The sequence below is a fragment of the Flavobacterium sp. genome, assembly GCF_039930565.1.
Classification (GTDB): Bacteria; Bacteroidota; Bacteroidia; order Flavobacteriales; family Flavobacteriaceae; genus Flavobacterium.
On the sequence record NZ_JBDTTP010000033.1, the window covers coordinates 1 to 22,904 of the forward strand.

Annotated in this window: 15 protein-coding genes; 4 read left to right on the forward strand and 11 right to left on the reverse strand. The window is 34.8% G+C overall.

Features of this window, described 5'->3' with window-relative positions; genetic code table 11:
* The 9 genes from ABI657_RS09995 to ABI657_RS10035 all read right to left on the reverse strand — a co-directional run.
* Window positions 1–821: glycoside hydrolase family 88 protein (locus ABI657_RS09995; RefSeq protein ID WP_348097113.1), on the reverse strand; the 821-nt coding region annotated here is incomplete at its 3' end.
* A gap of 29 nt (window positions 822–850) precedes the next feature.
* Window positions 851–2,137, reverse strand: a complete 1,287-nt coding sequence (locus ABI657_RS10000; RefSeq protein ID WP_348097114.1) for a DUF4861 family protein — start codon at window positions 2,135–2,137, stop codon at window positions 851–853.
* A 24-nt stretch (window positions 2,138–2,161) separates the two neighbouring features.
* A complete protein-coding gene (locus tag ABI657_RS10005) occupies window positions 2,162–3,244 on the reverse strand; it encodes a PKD domain-containing protein (RefSeq protein WP_348097115.1) in 1,083 nt (360 codons plus the stop codon).
* A gap of 10 nt (window positions 3,245–3,254) precedes the next feature.
* On the reverse strand, window positions 3,255–5,693 hold the full coding sequence (locus ABI657_RS10010) for a DUF4982 domain-containing protein (protein ID WP_348097116.1): 2,439 nt from the start codon (window positions 5,691–5,693) through the stop codon (window positions 3,255–3,257).
* A gap of 39 nt (window positions 5,694–5,732) precedes the next feature.
* Window positions 5,733–6,056 carry an L-rhamnose mutarotase gene (gene rhaM / locus ABI657_RS10015; RefSeq protein WP_348097117.1) on the reverse strand — a complete coding sequence of 108 codons (324 nt, stop codon included), beginning with the start codon at window positions 6,054–6,056 and terminating at the stop codon, window positions 5,733–5,735.
* Between the two features lie 3 nt (window positions 6,057–6,059).
* Window positions 6,060–7,016, reverse strand: a complete 957-nt coding sequence (locus ABI657_RS10020) for a family 43 glycosylhydrolase (RefSeq protein WP_348097118.1) — start codon at window positions 7,014–7,016, stop codon at window positions 6,060–6,062.
* Between the two features lie 98 nt (window positions 7,017–7,114).
* Complete coding sequence (locus ABI657_RS10025; RefSeq protein ID WP_348097119.1) at window positions 7,115–8,647, reverse strand: sialate O-acetylesterase; 1,533 nt, start codon at window positions 8,645–8,647, stop codon at window positions 7,115–7,117.
* 149 nt (window positions 8,648–8,796) lie between these two features.
* Window positions 8,797–10,899 carry a RagB/SusD family nutrient uptake outer membrane protein gene (locus ABI657_RS10030; RefSeq protein ID WP_348097120.1) on the reverse strand — a complete coding sequence of 701 codons (2,103 nt, stop codon included), beginning with the start codon at window positions 10,897–10,899 and terminating at the stop codon, window positions 8,797–8,799.
* A gap of 46 nt (window positions 10,900–10,945) precedes the next feature.
* Window positions 10,946–14,101 (reverse strand): TonB-dependent receptor, encoded by a 3,156-nt coding sequence (locus tag ABI657_RS10035; RefSeq protein ID WP_348097121.1) that lies wholly within the window; start codon window positions 14,099–14,101, stop codon window positions 10,946–10,948.
* A gap of 751 nt (window positions 14,102–14,852) precedes the next feature.
* On the opposite strand from ABI657_RS10035, the gene ABI657_RS10040 reads away from it, so the two are divergent.
* Genes ABI657_RS10040 through ABI657_RS10050 form a run of 3 tightly spaced genes read left to right on the forward strand, consistent with a single transcriptional unit; the run spans window position 14,853 to window position 20,653 of the window.
* The gene (locus ABI657_RS10040) at window positions 14,853–17,654 is read left to right on the forward strand and encodes a glycosyl hydrolase (RefSeq protein ID WP_348097122.1); all 2,802 of its coding nucleotides are present in this window, start codon (window positions 14,853–14,855) and stop codon (window positions 17,652–17,654) included.
* A 24-nt stretch (window positions 17,655–17,678) separates the two neighbouring features.
* Entirely contained in the window at window positions 17,679–18,803 is a 1,125-nt protein-coding gene (locus tag ABI657_RS10045; protein WP_348097123.1) for a glycoside hydrolase family 88 protein, read from the forward strand.
* 5 nt (window positions 18,804–18,808) lie between these two features.
* Entirely contained in the window at window positions 18,809–20,653 is a 1,845-nt protein-coding gene (locus ABI657_RS10050; RefSeq protein WP_348097124.1) for an alpha/beta hydrolase fold domain-containing protein, read from the forward strand.
* A 40-nt stretch (window positions 20,654–20,693) separates the two neighbouring features.
* Here the strand turns inward: ABI657_RS10050 and ABI657_RS10055 are convergent, their stop codons facing one another.
* Together ABI657_RS10055 and ABI657_RS10060 are read right to left on the reverse strand one after the other, a co-directional pair.
* Window positions 20,694–21,113, reverse strand: coding sequence for a cupin domain-containing protein (locus tag ABI657_RS10055; RefSeq protein ID WP_348097125.1), 420 nt, complete (start codon window positions 21,111–21,113; stop codon window positions 20,694–20,696).
* A gap of 174 nt (window positions 21,114–21,287) precedes the next feature.
* The gene (locus ABI657_RS10060) at window positions 21,288–22,154 is read right to left on the reverse strand and encodes a helix-turn-helix domain-containing protein (RefSeq protein WP_348097126.1); all 867 of its coding nucleotides are present in this window, start codon (window positions 22,152–22,154) and stop codon (window positions 21,288–21,290) included.
* 99 nt (window positions 22,155–22,253) lie between these two features.
* Between ABI657_RS10060 and ABI657_RS10065 the strand changes: the two genes are divergently transcribed.
* Window positions 22,254–22,841 carry a Crp/Fnr family transcriptional regulator gene (locus ABI657_RS10065; protein WP_348097127.1) on the forward strand — a complete coding sequence of 196 codons (588 nt, stop codon included), beginning with the start codon at window positions 22,254–22,256 and terminating at the stop codon, window positions 22,839–22,841.
* Window positions 22,842–22,904 lie beyond the last annotated feature (63 nt).

Here is a 22,904-nt window from a genome sequence, read left to right on the forward strand (position 1 = left end):
AACTGTGGATGAACTTCCATCGACTCTACCCAGCCGTGCATGTAAATCCCTTTTTGTTCGTTAAACATTCTTTTAGAAAACTGATTAACTTGTTTTACGGCATCATCAAAATATTTTACCTCTCCGGTATGGCTTCCCATTTGGGCTAAAGCAGGTACACTCATGAACATATCGTCTAACCAGAGTGTATTATCCTGCGGTCTGTTTCGTGCTAAGGTTCCATCTTTTAATCTAAATTGTTTATTGCTGATAAAGTCGATGTAATTGTTTACCAAAGGGTCGATATTGGCTTTCAATCCGTCATTTTTGGCTTTGATAAAAGCTGCACAAAGCGCTCCGGCAAAATCCAATGCTTCGGGATGAAGCGTTTTCAGCATGTCTTTGTCTTTGATGTTTTTTTCCTGAATATTTTCGGCTACATCAGCGATTAGCTTTATTCTTTTATTCGAATAATCGGCAAAATATTTTTCACCTGTAGCTTTAGAAGCCAAAAGCATTCCGGCATAGGTAACACCCCATTCGTAACTGGTCAGCCTGAAAGCTCCCGGCTCGAAGATAACATCTTCCTTATTTTTTTTATAGTCAGTAATTTCAGCCTTTGTTGTTGCGTTTACAATTTTAGAAGCCGAATTTTTATCCAGAAAAAAATAAACTCTGTCCAAAACTGCTTTTATGTTTTTCTGTTCAGGAATAATATAAGGTGTTGGGTAATCAGGCTGCATTAAGTGCAAAGGTGTTGTAGCATCGTTTGTCTGAGCATTTACGGCTGTACAAATACCAAAAGCAAATAATGCTGCAATTTTGGTTGATTTATAGTTCATGACTGGTATTTTTGTTAATAGTAACCGATTTATCTGCTTATTTCTACATATATTGTGGTAGAAAGCTGTTTTGCCAAATTGGTTACATAGTTGGTGAAATAAGCAGAGTCTTTAAAGTTAGGATCTGCACTTAATTCCCATCCGGCTATTGGATAATAACTAATTGGATGATTATTTTGTACTTTTATTTTTATTAAATATGAATCTGTCAATTTGCCAGTTTTTGGAGCTTCGATATAGCCTTGGTAGCCTTCTTTCGGAATGATAATAGCCGTTCCCAGTACCCATTGTCTTTCATATGTTAATTTATCATGCAGAATAAAACAAACGTAATTTCCTGCTTCAATCACCTGCAATGGATTCTGGTTATTGAGATTAGAAAATGCAATTAATAAAGTTTCATTTCCTTTTAATCCATTTAGGGCAACTGTATTTTTATAGCCATACATTCCCGGCCAGATAGAAGCCGTTTCCTGTACCTGATATTTATTTCCTGAAGCTTTCCAATTTTGGTAATGATAACTTAAAACCGAATTAACCGGGCCTTCACTCACTATTTTAAAAGTCGTTTTTTCAATATTATTCAAAGTATCAGAGGCTATAATTCCAAGTCTGTTGATTTCATTTCCAACAAGCAGTCCGTAACCGCCTAACCCGGCTGAATTTCCAACAGGAAAAATATCTCTTCCCCAATCGTACATTTGATGGTAATTATCTTCTACGCCACCTTTGCTGTTAATACCCACATTTTCAGGTGTAATTCCGGGAGTTCTTTTACCAAAAACATCTTTTGAATTCCTTCCGTCCAAGTAATGCCTGAAACCAACTTTATCATTTTCCCAGGTTGGTCCATCAGTTTGATATTTTTGAAACCCCAATTTTTTATGCACTTGGTCAGCCATTAAAATTTCCTGGATTGCAGGTTGCACGGGTGAATTTTTAGCTTCTCTTTTACCAAATCTTACACTGGTTTTAATTGTATATTCAGGATCAGTATTTGACCATTTAAGCAATGCCGTTTTCTTTTCTTTTGGCAAAAAATCTGTAGTAAAAAATAACTCGTCCCATTTTCCGTCTCCATCAAGGTCATTTACCTGAGCTGGAATCGTGTCCGAATTTTGAAGAATAAGAGTAAACAAATTTTTAACTATTTTTTCATGGAGTGCACTTCTTTTTATTAAAATTGCTTTTTGTGACAATTTCAAATCCGAATCATTTGTTAAAACAATTTTAGTGGACGAAGAATTATGTGCTACTTTACAACTTGCAAAAATCATTGCTGACAATGCTATCGACAGACATAGTTTAGATTTCATTATTATTAGTTTTATTTATTATACTTATTTTACTGCTACATCCCAGATTTTAGAAAGTCTTGATTTTCCTTTTGAACCTGAGATGTCTAAAACAACAATGTATTTACCTGCTTCTTTATATTCGTGTATTGGATTTTTTTCTGATGAGGTTGTACCATCACCAAAATCCCATTTACAAGATTCAATTTCACCTTCAGACTGGTTGATAAATGCTACAGTCCTTTTATTTTTATCAATAACGTTGAACGTCCATTTTGCATTGATCGCCTTTTTAAATTGTTCTTCCAAAGGCATTAATCTAAAAGTAAGGCTATAGGAAGCATTACCGTACATTTTGTGTTCTTTGGAGAGATTCCAGAAACCATTATTGGCTTCTTTAGTAACATCATCATAATCAATAATTGCCCAACAAAGTCCTATGTTTTTATTTTCTTCCAAAACAGATTCAACAGCTCTGGACTGATCATTTCCTGCATAATCAAAAGGAGTTATCCAAAACTCCAACGTCAATTTTCCTGATTCCCCAGGTTTAAAATTATAATTGGAAGCAGCATTTGCATACGGCAATTCCTTAATCCACGGCTGGCTTCCCCAAACCAAAGTCCAGTCTTTACCTTCGGAAGGAGTAAAAATATGATAGTTTTGAGCATGAACTCCATGATAGGAAAAATAGGCATCCATCGTGTTTGTCAAGGATGGATTAGGATGAAACCTGTCTATAAACGGTCCGCCAGACTGATCAGCATCTACAACAACTTCAAAAGTATCATTATGCAGACCCGACGAAGAAAAATCCCAATAATCATCATACGCTTCATATAAAAAATACAAACGATTTAATCCTTTAACCCAGGCAACTTTAACGCTTACATCCAGGTTTTTTGAATCTGATTTGGTATGTTTTCCGCTGTCTTCCCATAATTGATCCATACCGACAGTATAACTTTCAGGAACCATTTTCCAGTCTTCCGGGTTTCCATCAATTGTTGGAATCCTGTTAGCCGGAAATTGAAAAACCTTAAAGCTTCTGTTGTCCTGCGACCAGGTTTGAAATGACATGCAAAGCAGTATCAACCAAAAAAATGTACTTTTTTTATATAGCTTCATGCATTGCTGTTTACATTTTATTCGAATTCAAAACAATTTTACTACTCTTCAGTCCTTTACCCGTTACCGATAATTCTATTTTACCGGCTTCTTCAGTCGATTGTACTAAAACTACCAATTTACCGCTGAATAATTTCATAGTAGGCAAGTGAAATTGCTCTAGTGAAGTAGCGTCTCCGTTACAAGCCGCGCGATAGGTTCCTTTTCCTGTAACAGTAAATTTTAATTGCTCAGTGGCAGTTGGGCAAAGATTTCCGTTTTTATCCACGACTGAAACCGTTATAAAAGATAAATCTTCACCATTGGCTTCCAAATTCTTTCGGTCTGCTTCGAGTTTTATCTGATAAGGTTTTTCCGCAGTATGCAATTCCTCTTCAGCAACAGCTTTTCCTTCTTTGTCAAAAGCGACTACTTTTAATGTCCCCGGCTCATATTTAACATCCATCCACATCAGACGATATCTGCTTTGTGGGGTTGAATTGTTCTTTTTCTGAATTCCCATGCTTTTTCCATTCATAAAAAGTTCGGCACTATCATAATTGGTGTAAACAAAAACCGGTGTTGTTTGTCCTTCTCTTCCTTCCCAATTCCAATGAGGCAAAATGTGTAAAGTCTTATCAGTAGTGTTCCAACGGCTTCTGTACAAATAAAATCTGTCTTTTGGCAGACCAGCTAAATCACTCATTCCGAAGTACGAACTTCTCGAAGGCCATTTTTCATCGTAAGGAGTTGGTTCTCCTAAATAATCAAAACCTGTCCATACAAATTCCCCAATTACCCAGGGTTTATCATCCTGAAGAATAAAATCATCTTCTGGCAAATTAGACCAGCTGCAATATTCTAAATCGTAAGAAGAACTTTGGAAATCGTCATATTGTTTAGATACTGCTTTTTCTACAGGAAATTTATAAATCCCACGAGAACTTACGGTCGATGCAGTTTCTGAACCTAATATAAATCCCTGCGGGAATTTTTTAAAAGCTTCATCGTATAAATGAACACGATAATTCAATCCCGGAATATCCATCAAGGCACCAAATCCGGATTCCATCGTAGCTTTTACCTGATCCATTCCTACGGTAACCGGTCGGGTCGGATCTTCTCTGTGAAAAATCTCCTGAAGCCATTTTGCACGTTTTACACCTTCTGCTCCCCATTGATCGGGAACTTCATTTCCTGAACTCCACATTACAATCGAAGGATGATTACGGGTAGCGTGAACCAGATTGATAATATCTTTTTCGGCATCGGTTTCAAAAAAACGGTTGTAACCATTTTCAACTTTCGGTTTTGCCCATTCGTCAAAAGTTTCGGCTAAAAACATAAAACCCATTTCATCACACAATTCAAGCTGTTCCAGTGATGGCATGTTATGAGAACTACGAATCGCATTACAACCCAAATCTTTTAAAATGGTCAATTGTCTGCGTAAAGCTGCTTTGTTAATGGCTGTTCCAATAGGTCCTAAATCATGATGCAGGCAAACTCCTTTAAATTTTCGGATTTCACCATTTAAACTAAATCCTTTATTAGGTTCATATTTTATGGTACGAATTCCAAACTTTGTACTAGTTTGATCTTTCAGAACATCACCGGAATATATTTGAGTAACGGCTGTGTATAAATAAGGCGTCTCCGGACTCCACAATTTCGGATTTTTTACTGCAATATTTTCTTCAAATTCATTTCCGAAAATGGCATCCGATTTATTTTCAGCCACTTGATTTCCATTTGCGTCTTTTATTTTGATGACAATTTTAAGATTTTCACCTGTAACTTTTGTTTTAATATTTACTTTCGCCAAATCCTTTGTAACAACCGGCGTTGTAATAAACGTTCCCCATTGATCAATACTTTCTTTATTCTTAACAATCAATTTTATTTTTCTGTACAAACCTGCTCCGGGATACCATCTTGATGATAATCCTAAATTAGAAACATGAACCGCCAGACTGTTTTTCTCAGTACCAGACACAAAATCGGTTACATCAAGGTAAAAATAATTGTATCCGTAATTCCACTCTCCTGCTTTTTTGCCGTTTACAAATACTTTTGGCTCACTCATGGCGCCTTCAAAAAGAAGTATGACTTTTTTGTTTTTATCAAAATTAGAAACCGAAAATTCATTTCTGTACCAAGCCTCGCCAATGTAAGGCAGTGAACCAGTTCTGCCGGTTTTTTCAGTTGCTGATTTCTCACCGTTTTGAATAATAGCTATGGTTTGCTTGTCTATTTCTTTGTCAAAAGGACCGTAAATAGCCCAATCGTGAGGAATGGTAACTTTCTCCCATTTGTTATCATTGAATTCTTTCTGAAAAGCATTTTCTTTTTTTCCTTTGAAAAATTTCCATCCTTTGTTTAACTCAGTAATGGTTCTTTGCTGAGCATACAATCCTGAAAAAATTAGTAAAAAACAAAGAATAAAAGAGAAAGTTTTTTGGGAATGCATTGTTACTGTTTTGTTTATTAATGATACTTACAAAAGTAATTAATCTAAATGAAAAACTTCCTTCAAAACAATTGTAACTGGTGAATTATCAGGGTTTGTTTCCATAATATCTCCCATAAATTCCCACCATTTTTTTACGATTGGATGATTTGGGAGAAGAGTTTCATCAAAATCAGCACTTATTTTTTGAACTGCAAAAAGAATTAAAGTCTCTTCATCCAAAAAAATGCTGTAATCCTGTATTCCGGTTTCAGAAAGTAAACGGGATAATTCCGGCCAGATTTCATCGTGTCGCTTTTTGTATTCTGCTTCAAAACCTGGTTTCAACTTCATTTTAAAAGCATTTCTAATTATGTTTGCCATTTTTTAATTTTTAAGGTTAATTTTAACTGTATTGTCACGATTACAGGTAATCTCGCCATTTATATATTCTAATTCTGCGACTTGTATGGAACTTCTTCTGGTTTCAAAACTGTCGATGCCCTTATTTCCGGGTATTCTTCCGGGATGTGTAAAATAAAAAATGTAGGCCCTGTCATTATTTACAACAACATCAGCATGTCCGCCAATTACTTTGTCATCTTCTCCCATTCCCGGAATTTGAAGAATATTTTTCTCCTGTCGCTTCCAATTTATAAAATCACCCGAAGAATAAACAGCCAAACCTTTCCATGGATCTGTAATCATCCAGTTTTTTCCTTTCCACCTAAAAATTTTAGGGCCTTCCCCTCTGTCTTTTATTACTTTTTTTCCGCTGTCTGTCCAATGGTATAAATCGTTACTGTCAGCATAATAAATAGATTTTCCATCGTTTTCATTATTGTAATACATGCGCCAGTTTCCGTCGGGCGTTTGAAAAACAGAAGCATCAATACAACGCTCGGAAGCCAGTTTTAATTGCGATTCAAATTTCCAATCGATTAAGTTTTTGCTTGTCAAATGAACAATATAACGCGGATGATACCAATCTTCAAAAATACCTGGCACAATAGTTAAGTACATATGGTAGTTTCCTTTGTAATAGATAACTTCGGGAGCCCAGTAGGTAGCATCATTCATAGTATAACCGATATTGCAATTGGTTTTGTATTTCCAATGAGCACCATCTGATGATTCGGCAATACCAATAGGTGTCCCGTGTACCCAACTCACACCATTTCCACCAATATTGGCTCTTCGGTTCGTATAAAACATCAGCCATTTTTTATCTTCTTTGCTCCAGATAATGCTGGGATCGGCAGCTCCGTCAAAAACAGGATCGCGATATAACGGTTTATCAGCAATATGTGTTTTATCTTTTTTGATATCCCTTTGTGCTGACATTGTCAAGCAAATCAATATGGTGAAGATATGTAGTAAAAAATATTTTAGATATGTTTTTGACATTTATACTTTAAACAAATTAATAAATTTAGATACAATTATTTTACAGGATTTTCATCTATCCAATCATCAGTACGAAAAGGAGATGCCGGTAAATTTTCAGCATTAAATAAATTGGGCTCCGGTACAGGTTTCCATGCAAAACGAACCGCCGTAGGTTTTTTTACTTTTTCTGACGAAACAAAAACTATCTTCCCATCAATTTTGGCATCGGCAGGATAAAAGATCTTATCTGCACCTGCAATTTCAAACTCTTTTAAATTTTCGGAAGATTTTTTAAAACCCGAACCTACATCATCAAAAAACAATTGAATACGATTTTTTTTAATTTTAAAATGATTATACATTGGTCCTGAACATACCAATTTATTTTCTCCGTAAGTTTTTGCCCTTGCAATCAGCGACAGGCGATAACCCACAGTCTGTTTGTCTATTGGATGAATATTGTTTGTGTCGCCGATATCAGTAGTAACAACCATACCGCTGTTTGGTATTCTTTTTAATGATAATAATTGTGCTTCCCTGATTTCAGGAGTTTGTCCTTTATGTGGTGTAATCTGCACATAATAAAAGGGAAAATCTCCCTGTTTCCAATCATCACGCCAACTTTTAACCATGTTAGGAAATAATGTTTGATACAAATATGCTTTGCCGGAATTGCTCTCGCCCTGATACCAGATTACCCCTTTCATTGTATAATTTATCAATGGATGCAGCATCGCATTATAAAGTACGTAGGAAGTTTTATTATCTTCTTTTTTAGGTTTTTTAAGTTCTGATTTTGATAAATCGTTATTATTAGCTAATCGCTCGTTCTTTAAATTCAAATAATAGTTTTCCAGTTTTTCCTGATATACTTTTTCATTTTTTGCATCATCTTCCAAAATAGGTAAAAAATCCGGATTAGCTTCAAGAATATTTTGTGAAGTCCAGGCTTCGGCTTTTGTTCCGCCCCAGGAAGTTGAAATTAAACCGATTGGGATTTTTAATTTCTGATTTAATTCCCTTCCAAAAAAATAGGCTACTGCTGAAAATGATTTGATTGTATTGGGCGAACATACTGCCCAGCTTCCTTTAACATCGTCAAGTGGTTTTGGAGAAGTATTTGTTAAAACAGTAAATAATCTGATATTAGGATAATTGGCATTTTGTATTTCTTCTGTATAATTTTTTACGCCCGTTTTCCAGGTTCCGTTTTCCTTCCCAACAGGGAAATACATATTTGACTGTCCGGAACAGATCCAGACTTCTCCGATAAGGATATTATTGAGGACAATTTTATTGCTTGCCTCAATTGTTATTGAATACATTTTTTCGCTTCCTTTTGGAGTATCTACAGCTGCTTTCCAATCTCCGGTTGAGTTTGCAATTGTTTCTACCGTAGCATTTTGCCACCCTAACTGAATATTTATCTTTTCTTCTGGAGAAGCCCAGCCCCATAAATTAACTTTTGCATTTTGCTGTAAAACCATATTGTCACTTACCAAAGCTGGTAATTTTACCTGAGCATTTATGAATTTCAGATTAAAAAAAAAGATTAAAAACAGAAACAGATTCCTTATGTAAATCATTAGAATTGAATTTTATGCCAGAACCTTAAATGTAAAGTAACTAATAAATATAGGTATCCTGTGCTTCCCTGTTTTTTAACCAATTACATAAAAAAAACCGTCTCATTTTATGAGACGGCAATTTAAAAAAACAAAAAACTAAACATATTTTAATAACCTGGATTTTGCCACGCTGCTTTTTGTGCCGCTGATAAGTTAGAACCGTCTTCATTTAACAATCCATCAATAAATGATTGTGGAATTGGGCGTAGTTCATGTTTACCGGCAGTAATCATAGGTGCTGCTTCTGCATTAAATGCTTTCGCACGTGTTATCAATGTTCCTGTACGCGAAAGCGTTTCCCAACGTTGGAATTCACCTAATAATTCACGTGTACGTTCATTTAAAATAAAATGCAATGCACGTTCATAATTACTTGCAGCACCTACTTTAGTTAAAACGTCCTCATCTTCAGCAGGAAGATTAGCAGGAAATGTTGTTAACTTCAAATCTGAAGCAGCTGTTGTAACCGGAACCCCGGGATTAGACAAATAATAGGTATTCATGTCTAAATTTGAATTTACAAAATTTGTTGCTGCAGAACCAGTATTTAATGGATTCACTTTAAATGCCTGTGAACCATCACTATAATACGATCTATTTTCTCCGCTTTTCCATTGGGCTCTTGCTCTTACAACATTAATATCTATCATTGCCTTACCATAATCCTGCAAGCGAACATAACATTCTGCACGGACTAAATAAGTTTCTGCAAGACGGGCCATAATAACATCACGATGAGCATCTCCTCTTTCCGCAGTACGTGAACCATCTTCAGTTTTATTAATTCCTGCAAAGAAATTGGCAATTGGCTGATTTTTAAATGTAGGAGCAACATATGCCCCATTTTGGTAAAGAACTAAGGAGTTAGGAACAAACTGACCTACTTTACTTGTCAAATTACCGGCATTTGGAGTTTGTCTGATTCCTACTGTCCATTCAGGTAAACGCCCTGCATCATCTTTCCAGTTTGGAGCCTGAACAGTTGCGCCAAATTTATAGGCATTATAAGTATTGTCGTTTTTAGTATTCAATATCATTACAATACCCGGATCACCTAATTTAACACCATTAGGATTAGGAGTTCTTACACTATTTACACCATAAACAGTTTTAAATGTTTTCCACATTCGGGCGTCATTGACGTGATTGTAAACTGCATAGCTATATTCGGTAGGACGACAACGCTGAAAGTCCATAGCACCTATCCATACTCCACGTGCCACCCATCCTCCTGCAAAACTGGAAAATTGTGGGCTAAAATAACTATACGTGCGGTTTCCAAAACGTCCTACAGTAGCTGCATCACCATTATGGGCAGCAGCCATTAAAATTTCACTTAGTTGCTCATTTGGACAATCAATTCCTGTCCAGTTAGCATAAAGATCACTATAATTAGAAGTTAGAGCGCCACGAGATGTAATAGCGTAGCTACAAGCATCAATAGCTTCCTTAAGATCCATATCTTTATAAGAACTGTTCCATGAATTATTTCGTTCAGAAGCACGGAAAAGTAATGATTTTGCCAGAAAATGTGCAGCAGTCGCTTTTGTCCAGGTAACACCTTTACCGTAAGTAAAAACTTCACCTTCAAAAAGTTCATAAGCTTTGCGGAAATCTGAAGTCACCTGTTCCCAGCATTGTTCATCAGTAGCTCGTGTATAATTACGAACAACCCCAACAATAGGTTTCGTCTGCAGAACAACGCCGCCATATTGTGCCGTAAGCCTGTAATAATTATACCCTCTTAAAAAATAAGCATGCGCTAAACAGCGATTTCTAATTTTTAAATCTGGGATTACTGTTTCTGCTTTTGCTATGATGGTGTTTGCAGATGCGATTCCATAATACATTTCATCCCAAAGTGCTGCCGGAGAAGTTGAATTTCCATTAGCTGCACCAGTAGCTGGTGAGGCTCCAGCAGGTCCGTACCTGTTATCATAGGTATTCCACATCTCGTTAGTAAGGTCATTAGCATTAGTAAACTCATCAGTTCCATAAAGTGTATTAGCGTAAGACCATTCAAAACCAAAATGCCAGCGAATATTTCCGTATAAAGATACTGTTAAAGCCTGAAGACCTTCGGGGGTATCAAAATAAGCAGTCGAATATGCATTTGTCTGTTCTTCATCCAGAAAATCTTTTGTACACGAAGTAAAAGACAACCCCGCGATTAATAAAAGACCAATTCCTATATTTTTAATATTATTCATTTTTTTACTTTTATTGTTATACTTCAATTCGTCACAATATTTTTTATTAAAATCCAACTTCAATACCCATAACAAAACTGCGATTGAAATAAGTTCTGTCCGTATCAAAATCATACCAGTCTAAAGACTGATAAATACTGCCTGGATTTACTGCCTGAACATAAAGTTTCATGTTTGCCAGTCCAATTTGATTTAAGGCATCTTTAGATAAATTATAACCCAAAGAAATATTACGAATTTTTACAAAAGATGCCTTTTGAAACCCAAGAAGTCCTGAAAAAGGATCTTGTGAACCAGATGTTGCCTGACCAAGGATTGGTTTTTGAAATTCAGCATTTGGATTATCAGGAGTCCAGTAATCTGTTTCTCTTTGATTGGCATGAGAGGTCAAAGCTTCTCCACCTAAAGAAGCCGTATATCCCATACGTCCATAAATATTTACGCCTAACTCCAGACCATTATAACTAAAATTGTTATTCCATCCCATTGTCCAGTTAGGGTTATTGTTACCAACAACTACACGATCCTGAGCATCCATTTTATAATCAGCATTTTGATCTTTAGGGCGTACATTTCCTGGTGTAAATTTGGCTCCGTTAGCATTCCACTTCACCATTTCGGCAAGATCTTCCGGTGTATTTTGCCAAAGTCCCTGATTATCATACCCATAACGAACAGCAATAGACTCTCCAATAAACCATGAATTTCCTACCATATCATTTGCTCCATTCGCTAATTCTACAATTTCATCTTTCTGCCATGCACCATTTAAATTGGTTTCCCATGTAAATCCTCCTGCAGTCTGAACCGGAATAAGATTAAGAGTCAGCTCATAACCCTGATTTTTTGTTTTACCAATATTAGAAACTATATAAGGATAACCAGATACAGGCGGTATATCTACTCTCAATAATAGTTTATCGGTATTAGATCTGTAAGTTTCTATACTTCCGCTGATTCTATTGTTTAAGAAACTAAAATCAACGCCAAAATTGTATTGTGTTGTTTTTTCCCATCCTAAATTTGGATTAGGCATTCCTGTTTGAGTATCGGTGTAATATGGTTCATTAGTTGTAAAACCTATTTGGTTACTCATACCGTTAAAAGGAAGGAATATTTGACTGATATTTCCTAAAGTCCCATAAGGATTAACTGACGAGTTACCTACAGAACCAAAACCAAGACGAAGTTTTAGATTTTCAATCCAGGTAACATCATTTAAGAATTCTTCATTATTGATACGCCAGGCCAATGCAGCAGAAGGAAAAAAGTCCCATTTATGTCCTTCAGACAATTGTGTGACTCCATCCCAACGTCCTGACATGGTCAATAAATAACGATTATCAAATCCATAATTTACGCGGGCCATATAGGAATTAATCCCACGTTGATTAATACCTGAGCCCATACGAGCATTATTAGCTGCATTTGTAGCATCTACAGAACCCATTGCATTCCAGATAAAAGAAGGTTTTGGAATATTATTAGCGCTCATTGAAGAAGTCTCATAATCCCATGATGATGCTGTCTGAAGTAACGTTACACCTACTTTGTGTTTAGCGGCAAATGTACGGTCATAACTAATAATATTGTCTATTGTCCATGATAAATCACGACGGTTTTGAAGACGTGCAAAATTAGTTCCCGCACTACCGTTTGAATTTACTTTAAGTGATGATGTTCCGTCTATATACACACCTTCTCTCCAATGACGAAAATCTGGTCCAAAATTTATTTTGTAAGTAAGTCCTTCTAATGGCTTTGATATTTTTCCAAAATCAAAAGTGGCAGAAAAATTACCTAAAGCACGGAATGTTTGAGACTGTTGTGTACTTCTGTTCCATTCATCCATTATTGTATATACACCTGACTCACCACCCGGATTAATAATTATATTACCATTTGCGTCATAAGGAACAGCAATATTATAAATTTGTTTAGCTGTACCATAAATGGCATCTGGAGATGTACCGCTTCTTGCACTTAAAGTTGACATACCGTAATCCTGCTCACTCCAGGAAACATTCATGGAAGCATTCATTTTAAACCATGGAACGGGAGTGATGTTAGAAGTAAGCTTTGCAGTATAACGTTTATACCATTGCCCTTTTTGTGTACCTGTATTGTCCAGATAACCTATTGAACCATATGTATTTATTTTTTCAGATCCTCCACTTGCACTTATAACGTGTTCTGTACTAAGTCCTGTCTGGGTTACAAAATCAGTCCAATCTGTATTGGTCACCTTTGAAGGATCCCATGTACCGCTTTCCCATCCTTTCAATACATTATCTCTTGATGTCTGGCCATCTAAGGCACTGTCAAAAATTAATTTATCATTGGCAAGAGTAGGTGAATCCGGGTGTGGATATTTAGTAGAATCAAGATTGTATGCAGCCCAGCGTCTGAAAGTAATAAAATCAGATGCGCTCATTGATGGTGACCTGTCTACGATATCTGCAGTAGTGACAGTTCCTGCATAATTTAAGTTAAATCTGCCGTTTTTTCCTTGTTTAGTTGTTATAATAATAACTCCGTTAGCACCGCGTGATCCATAAATAGCTGTAGCAGAAGCATCTTTAAGAATATCCATCGATTCAATATCCCTTGGATTTAGCGTTTCAATAGAAGAATCGGATAATAAAGGAACTCCATCTACAACATAAAGAGGATTATTACTTGCTGTTAAAGATCGATTACCACGAATACGTACACTACCAACAGTTCCCGGACGTTCATTAGTGGTAATATCAACCCCCGCAACCTTTCCTTGCAATGCCTCTACCGCATTGGCTACAGGTCGATTCATTAATTGCTGAGCATTTACACTTCCAATTGCTCCTGTCAAATCAGATTTCTTTTGTGTTCCATAACCTACCACAACAATCTCATTAAGTTGCGATACTTCTTCTGTAAGCTTTACATTGATCTCTGAATTCTGGCCAACTGTCATTTCTACGGTTCTTGAACCAGTAGATGAAAATACCAAAACTTGTCCTGTAGCTGCACTGATAGAATATTTACCATCAAAATCTGTACTTGTACCCTGTTTTGTTCCTTTAAGAAGTACATTTGCTCCTGGTATTGGTAACCCTGAAGCATCAGTAATTGTACCTTTAACCACCTTGTTCTGCGCATAAACCGATGTATGCATAAACGCAAACAAGGTAAATAATAACAGAAGACTAAATTTGTTTTTCATAAAAAGTTAATTTTTGGTTAATTTATTAGTTGTTTCAAATTTATCCAGAAGTAGTCTTCGCTCTATCCTGTACTATCCTGTAGATATTAAGTTTTATAGTCTTAGTTATCAATATTTTACATAAAAATTTTAATTGATAAAATTGAATATAGCCTTTAACAAGTTGATTTATAAGTCAAAACAATTAGGAAATTACTAAATATTAAAACTTAAAAAAAAATATATATTTTATAAATATTATGTTTTTTTAGCTTGAATATTAAAACAATAATAGGATAATTTTGTTTATTTTTAACAATTAAGAAATAATAAATATTAAGATTATCAACATTAATGAATTATTTACACATAAAAAAACCATCTCAAAAAAGAGATGGTTTTTTGCTTCAAAAAAAATAAAAATCTGGGGCAAATTTTATTATATTCAAATCTATAGAGAACAGAAATTGCCAGCATCCTGTAGTATCCTGTGATTTACTTATATTTTAATTATCATTATTTAGTGATAAGGGATAATAAAACATATAAAAAACTGATTATCAATATAAAATATTCTATTATAACATAATATGAATTCTCATCTTTAGTAATAGTTATTTAAAACCATAAATTGATATATTTAAATTGCAGTATCAATAAACAAACAGGACGCTACAGGATAGGCATTTGGTAAACTACTTCTATTTTTACTTATCAGCTAAATAAAATATCCAAATAATTGTTTTATTAATAAACAATGATTCCTATTACAATGAAACATACTATAAGAACATTCATTCTTCTAATTTTTATTTTAGTCAGCTTCAGGTCTTACACACAAGAAAAGACAATATCACCATGGCCAAAATCAACTAATATCAACCAGCCCTGGACCCGTTGGTGGTGGATGGGAAGTGCCGTAGATAAAAACAACTTAAAAAAGAGCCTTGTTAATTTTCATAAAGCCGGAATTGGTGGTGTTGAAATTACTCCTATATATGGAGTAAAAGGACAAGAAAATACTTTCATAGATTATCTGTCTCCGAAATGGATTGAAATGCTGGATTATACAATTCATATTTCAGATAGTCTTAATATGCAGGTCGATATGGTTTTAGGAACTGGCTGGCCTTACGGTGGTTCTCATGTTACTTTACCAAACGCAGCTACAAAACTCATTGTAGAAAAATATCAGTTAAAAAAAAATGAAACAATAGATAAGACTATTAAACTTGAAAACACTAAGGAAAAAACTCCTTCGGAACTTTTATATGTAATAGCATTTGGCAGCGATGGGAGATACATAAACCTGACTAATCAGTTAAAAAACAAAAATTCAAAGCTAAGTGATAAAGGCATTGAAGGATCTTCTGTAACCCTACCCAACATATCAGCACCAAACAAACTAAAATGGAAAGCAAAAAAAACAGATTATACTATATATGCTGTTTTTAGTGGCAAAACCGGACAACAGGTAAAAAGGTCTGCTCCTGGTGGCAAAGGCTATACTTTAGATCATTATTCAGAAGAAGCATTAAATTCTTATGTGCTTCCGTTCAACGATGCTTTAAAAGGACGTGAAGGAAAAATCAGGGCTATTTTTAACGATAGCTATGAAGTTTACGGTACTGATTTTACTTCTAATTTCTTCGAAGAATTTCAAAATCGAAGAGGTTATGACCTTAAAAAACAATTACCATTATTATTAAATGAAACCGACAATGAAGTTGCTAACCGAATAAGAAGCGATTACAGACAAACCATAGCCGACTTATTATTGAATAAATTTGATAATGCGTGGACGCAATGGGCACATTCAAAAAACTTCAGAACCAAACTTCAGGCACATGGATCTCCTGGAAATTTAATTGATTTATATGCTTCTGCAGATATTCCTGAATGTGAAACTTTTGGTTCTATGCCATTTGATATTCCCGGTTTCAGACGTGATAAAGAGGATATTAGGGAAGGCGATGCTGATCCTGTAATGCTTAAATTCTCATCTTCAGCTGCACATATTTCGGGAAAAAATCTGGTTTCATCAGAAACATTTACCTGGTTAAGAGAGCATTTTAAAACAGCTTTGTCACAATGCAAACCAGAAGCGGAGGATTTAATGTTAAACGGTGTCAATCATATTTTTCTTCATGGCTCTACTTATTCACCTGAAAGTGCCGCCTGGCCGGGATGGAAATTTTATGCTTCAGTAAATTTTAATGAAACTAATAGCATTTGGGAGGATGCACCTGCTTTGTTTTCTTATATAGCAAACTGTCAATCGATGCTGCAACAAGGAAAATCAGATAATGAAATATTGCTTTACTGGCCTATTTTTGATACTTGGGACAAATATCATAATGGAACTTTGTTTTTTCAGTTCAAAATACATTCGTTATCTGAATGGCTAACTGAAACTTCCTTTTATGACACCACAAAAGACTTGATGAAAAAAGGCTACGGAGTCGATTTTATTTCTGATAATTTTATTGCCGAAGCCAAAGTAATTAATGGAAAAATTATTCTTTCAGGGGGTACTTTTAAATCATTAATTGTTCCTTCATGTAAAAAAATGCCTCTTGCAACTTTGCAAAAATTGATAGAATTACAAAAAGCCGGGGGTAAAATTATTTTTCAGGGATTACCGGATTCTGTTCCCGGTTTTAATGATTATAAAATTCAGGAAACAAAACTTCAATCTGTTTTAACTGAAAATAAAGAATCCGTAAAACCTGTTTCTAATATTTTTGAAGCTTTAGAGAAGTCTCAGATATATCCTGAAACACTTGTCGATACCGGACTAAAATTCATCAGAAGAAATGTTGAGGGCGAAAAAATATATTATTTGGTTAATCATACTCCAAAAACTATTGATGATTTTATTCCATTACAAATCGGTAATAAGGAGGTAATACTCTTAAATCCTTTAAATGGAGAATTTGGAAATGCAATTGTACAGAAATCACCTAATAAGACATTGGTAAAAATAAAAATGGAACCCGGACAATCATTCTTATTAAAAACTGAAAATACTGCTTCGCAAAAAAAATGGAATTATTACGAACCAACCGCTGATGCAATTGCGTTAAAAGGAAACTGGAAAATTGTTTTTGATAAAGGAGGTCCTAAGTTACCTTCAAATACATCAGTTTCAAATTTAGGGTCCTGGACAAAATTTAGCCCGGATGCAGAAGCTTTTTCAGGCTCAGCAACATACACTTTAGAATTTGATAATCCAAATTCTAAAACAGAATCGTGGAACTTAAATTTAGGCGATGTCCGTGAAAGTGCAAAAGTTTGGCTAAATGACGAACTCATGGGTACAGCATGGTCTGTTCCTTATAAATTAAACATCGGTAAATTAAAACAAGGAAAAAACACTTTAAAAATTCAGGTAACAAACCTTTCTGCCAACCGGATTCGTGATAAAGAATTAAAAGGAGAAGAATGGAAGATTTTTTATGAAATCAATATGGTTGACAAAGACTATCAAAAATTCGATGCCACAAAATGGGCGCCAATGCCTTCCGGATTATTAGGCCCTATTACAATTACACCTTTAAAACAGCAAAATTAATTTCCCAAAATAATAAATTAAAAAATGAAAAAAATAGTTTTATTCTTCGTTATATGCCTTTCCTATACTAACACTACAAACGCACAAAAATCATTTGATAAAAAATTAGTACTAAAACAGATGATTTTAGCCAATGATTATTTTATGGAAAAATGGCCTGAAACAGGAAAAACAATCGTTACTAATAAAGAACGCCCCAGCAACATTTGGACACGTGCAGTATATTATGAAGGATTGATGGCTTTACATGAAATTTTTCCTAAGGAAGCCTATTATAACTATGCATACAACTGGTCAGAATTTCACAAATGGGGTTTTAACGGCGGAAACGTTACCCGTAATGCCGATAATTATTGCGCAGCTCAAACTTATATTGATCTGTACAATTTAGAACCGGATGCTGAAAAAATAAAAAACACAAAAGCCAATATCAACATGCTGTTGAATACGCCTCAACTTGATGACTGGTCATGGATTGATGCTATTCAGATGGGAATGCCGGTTTTTGCTAAATTGGGAGTTCTTGAAAATGATGAGCATTACTATAAAAAGATGTACGAAATGTATATGTATTCAAGAAATAAACATGGTGATAACGGGCTTTTTAATCCAAAAGACGGTTTGTGGTGGCGTGATGCCGATTTTGATCCTCCGTACAAAGAACCAAACGGCGAAGATTGCTATTGGAGCCGCGGTAATGGATGGGTTATTGGTGCTTTGGCAAAAGTATTGACGATAATTCCGAAGAATGCACCTCACAGAGAACAATATGTAAAAGATTTAAAAGCGATGGCAGCAGCTTTAGTTCCGATTCAGAGAGCGGATGGGTTCTGGAATGTAAGTTTACATGATCCTACGAATTTTGGCGAAAAAGAAACCTCAGGAACTGCGCTATTTGTGTACGGAATAGCATACGGAATCAACAGCGGAATTTTGAAAAAAGAAACGTATTTACCTGTGATTCAAAAAGCATGGGATGCCATTACTAAAGATGCTTTGCATGATAATGGTTTTTTAGGTTACCTGCAATCGACAGGAAAAGAGCCCAAAGACGGACAACCCTTATCGTATGATAAAATTCCTGATTTTGAAGATTACGGATTAGGTTGTTTTTTACTGGCTGGTTCAGAAATTTATAAGATGAAATAAAAAAAATGTGCAACTTTACAGGAATACTGTACATTATCGAAATAGAATTCATGAAAAACTTCCATAATACCAAACTTGCTATAGCCTTTCTATGTTTTTGGATAAGCATTAATGCTTTTTCCCAACAGAAAGAAATTCAATTGTGGGATAAAGTTCCCAATGCAATCGAGTCTAAAGAATATACTGAAAAAACCGATTATGAAGACAACGGAAACGTAAAAAGAGTAAAAGAAGTAGTTAAGCCTACACTTACCCTCTATTTTGCCAATGCAGAAAAATCGAACGGCTCTTGTGTCATTATCTGTGCAGGGGGTGGTTACAGCTATTTATCCAACTATAAAGAAGGACATAAAGTAGCCGAATGGCTTACTACTTTAGGAATAAATGCGTTTGTTTTAAAGTACAGATTACCAAGCGATTTAATTATGAAAAACAAGTCGGTTGGACCATTACAGGATGCTCAGGAAGCAGTTAGAATGGTAAGGAAAAATGCTGAAAAATGGAAAATAAATCCAAATAAAATTGGAATTATGGGATTTTCAGCCGGAGGTCACCTTGCTTCAACTCTATCGACACATTATAATGAAAGAGTATATGAATCAACTGATAATACAAGTGCAAGACCTGATTTTTCTATTTTGATTTATCCGGTAATTTCAATGCAGGAAAGTATTACACATGAAGGCTCCAAAAATAATTTATTGGGTAAAAATCCTTCATCAGAGCTTATTGAAAAATTTTCAAATGAAAAACAAATTACTGCCGATACTCCAAAAGCATTTTTGATTCATGCTACAGATGATAAAGCGGTTCCTGTTGAAAACATTATCAATTATTACCTCGCATTAAAAAGGGAAAAAGTACCTGCTGAAATGCATATTTACGAAAATGGCGGACATGGTTTTGGCTTAGGAGTTAAGGGAACAAATCAATTTTGGCCTGAAACCTGTGCAAAATGGCTGGCAGCAAATGATTATATTTTAAAACCGGATGGTTATGTTTTCTCTTATTTTAAAGGAAATGGTGAAGATGGCCTGCATCTGGCTTACAGTGAAGACGGCTATAAATGGGAAGCCTTAAAAAAAGAGGAATCTTTCCTGACTCCAGAAGTGGGTAAAGACAAATTAATGCGTGATCCCTGTATCATAAAAGGCGGCGATGGATTGTATCACATGGTCTGGACTGTGAGTTGGACAGATAAAGGAATTGGGTATGCTTCTTCTAAAGATTTAATCCATTGGTCGAAACAAGAATTTATTCCGGTTATGGCGCATGAAGAAAAAACGAGAAATACATGGGCACCGGAAATCACTTATGATGAAAAATCAAAAGAATACATGATCTACTGGGCTTCAACAATTGATAGTAAATTTCCGGAAACCAAATCGGAAGAAGAAAAAGGATACAATCATCGAATTTATTATACCAAAACTAAGGATTTCAAAAAATTCTCTAAAACCAAATTGCTTTACGATCCGGGGTTTAATGTTATCGATGCTTCAATTGTAAAAACAGATAATGGATTTACGATGTACCTTAAAGATGAAACAAAAGTTCCTGTACAGAAAAATTTGAAAATTGCCACAAGTAAAAATCTTGAAGGCCCATATACAAAAGCTGGTGATCCAATCACAGGAAATTACTGGGCAGAAGGTCCGACAGCCATTCAGGTAAATAATGAATGGATTGTTTATTTTGACAAATACACTCTGAAAAAATATGGAGCGATAAAACAGACTTCAAAAGGCTGGGAAGACATTTCTGAACAGGTTAGTTTTCCTAAAGGTACACGTCATGGAACTGTTTTAAAAGTTTCTTCGGTACTAATTAATCAATTGAAGAAGGAATGAAACTATTTTTTACAGCTTAAAAAATAAACTCATTAAGAATTTATTTTTTAACCACGCTATTTATCAAACTATAATATTCATTATCTGTTACGCTTTTAAGCCATTGTCCAGAACCTTTATCAATCTCTGTAATGATGGTAATGTACGAAAAGCTGTTAAAAGGTGTTGCACCATACCAATGTTCTACTCCAGGTAAAATAGTAATGACCTCGTCTTTACAGAGTATTCGTATGCATTGGCCTTTTTCCTGAAAATAACCTTCACCATTTGTTGCAATAAGCAATTGCAGACTGGAGTTAATATGCCAGTTAGATCTTGATTCAGGCTCAAAAACTACTTCTTTTATAACGGTATTTTCCGGATGAATATTACTTGTTTGTTTTTTGTAAAATACCTCTCCGGTCATATATGTATTGGGAATCTTACCTTCTTCTGTAACGGTTGTGTAATGTACTGACATATAGTTTTAGATTAGTTATTGTTAATTCTTCTGAAAATTTACACTTTCAGGACCATTTTAACCCGATATTATATCATGTGTCCTGATTAAGATATTGCATTAGGTCAAAATTACATTAAGCACGACACTTCCGAATAATAAAAATCAAACAAAAAATTATGAATATGAAACATTTTATACTCTTAACGATTTTGGAATTGTTCCGGTAAGTCTTTTAAAATAATTATTAAAATAGCTTGGGTATTCAAATCCGAGTGAATATCCAATGTCAGCGATGCTCCAGTCTGTGTGTTGCAGTAATAATTTGGCTTCCCCAATAATTCTTTCTGTAATATGTGCCGTAGTTGGTTTTCCTGTAATTTCCTTTACGGAACGATTTAAATGATTTACATGAACAGCGAGACTTTGTGCATAATCCTGTGGTGTTTTTAATACTAATGGCTGAGTTTTATTTTCAATTGGAAATTGTCTTTCTAGCAATTCTAAAAATAAGGATGTAATTCTGGAAGATGCATTTTTATGCTTAAAAAAATTCACGGAAGGTTGCATTTTCATTGATTCATGAATAATCAGATTGATATAATTCCGAATTAAATCATCCTTAAACACATAATCAGTATCTTGTTCTGCAATCATTTTTAAAAATAATGAATCTATAAATAGCTTTTGGTCAGCTGATAATGAAAATATTGGAGTTCCTCCTATTTTAAACAAAGGCGATTCATGAAGACTTTCAGAGCGGTCATTTACTTTTAAGAATTCCTCTGTAAAAACACAGGCATAACCCTGGTAAGAAGAGGAAATAGTTTCCCAGGAATATGGAATATAGGGATTTCCAAAAAATAATACTGTTCCATCCGTTTCTATACCTCGATCCGCATAATGCAACAGGCTTTTACTTGTATAAATACAAATTTTGTAAAAATCTCTCCTGTTGTAAGTTGGAATTTTACTAATATTTTCATTTATCTCATATACCTTAAAACCTTTTAGTTTTAAGTCATTTGTACCGACTTCAGAAACGCGGGGTTCATTTTTCATTTTACAAAGTTATGAAAATCAAATAATAGTATCACTTCTAAAAAATCAAATATTTAAATGCATATTACTTTCTCCTTAAATAAATTTTATCTTTGCTAAATGAATGATTTATTACCCGTTATAGATTATATCTCAAGATATGTGGATTTGACAGATGATGAAAAAAAACATCTGGCCACTTTTTTGAAAATTACCAAAGTAAAAAAAAGACAGTTCATCGTACAGCCCGGTTTTGTCTGTAAACATAAAAGTTATGTGGTAAAAGGTGCTTTCAGGGGATATTTGGTAGACAATGAAGGGAAAGAACATACCTTATCCTTCGCTATCGAAGACTGGTGGATTTCTGATTACAGCAGTTTGATTTACCAGGAACCTGCCACTTTATTTGTTGAGGCTTTGGAAGATTCGGTTCTTATTCAGATTGAATACGAAGACGAGCAAAAATTTCTGGAGGAAATTCCAAAACTTGAAAAATTTGAACGCATTATAACCCAGCGTTCACTTGCTCTTCAGCAAAAAAGACTGTTATCCAATTTTACAAAAACAGCCGAAGAGCGTTATGATGAGTTTATGGAAAAATATGCTGCTATTGCCAAACGTGTTCCACAATATGCCTTAGCTTCTTATCTTGGTTTCAGTACCGAATATTTAAGTAAAATACGCAATCGCAAAAATTCAAAAAGTTAAACTGGTTCAACTTAATTTCCTAAACCAGTTCATTTTTATTTTTCTTATTCTGTCACAAATTTG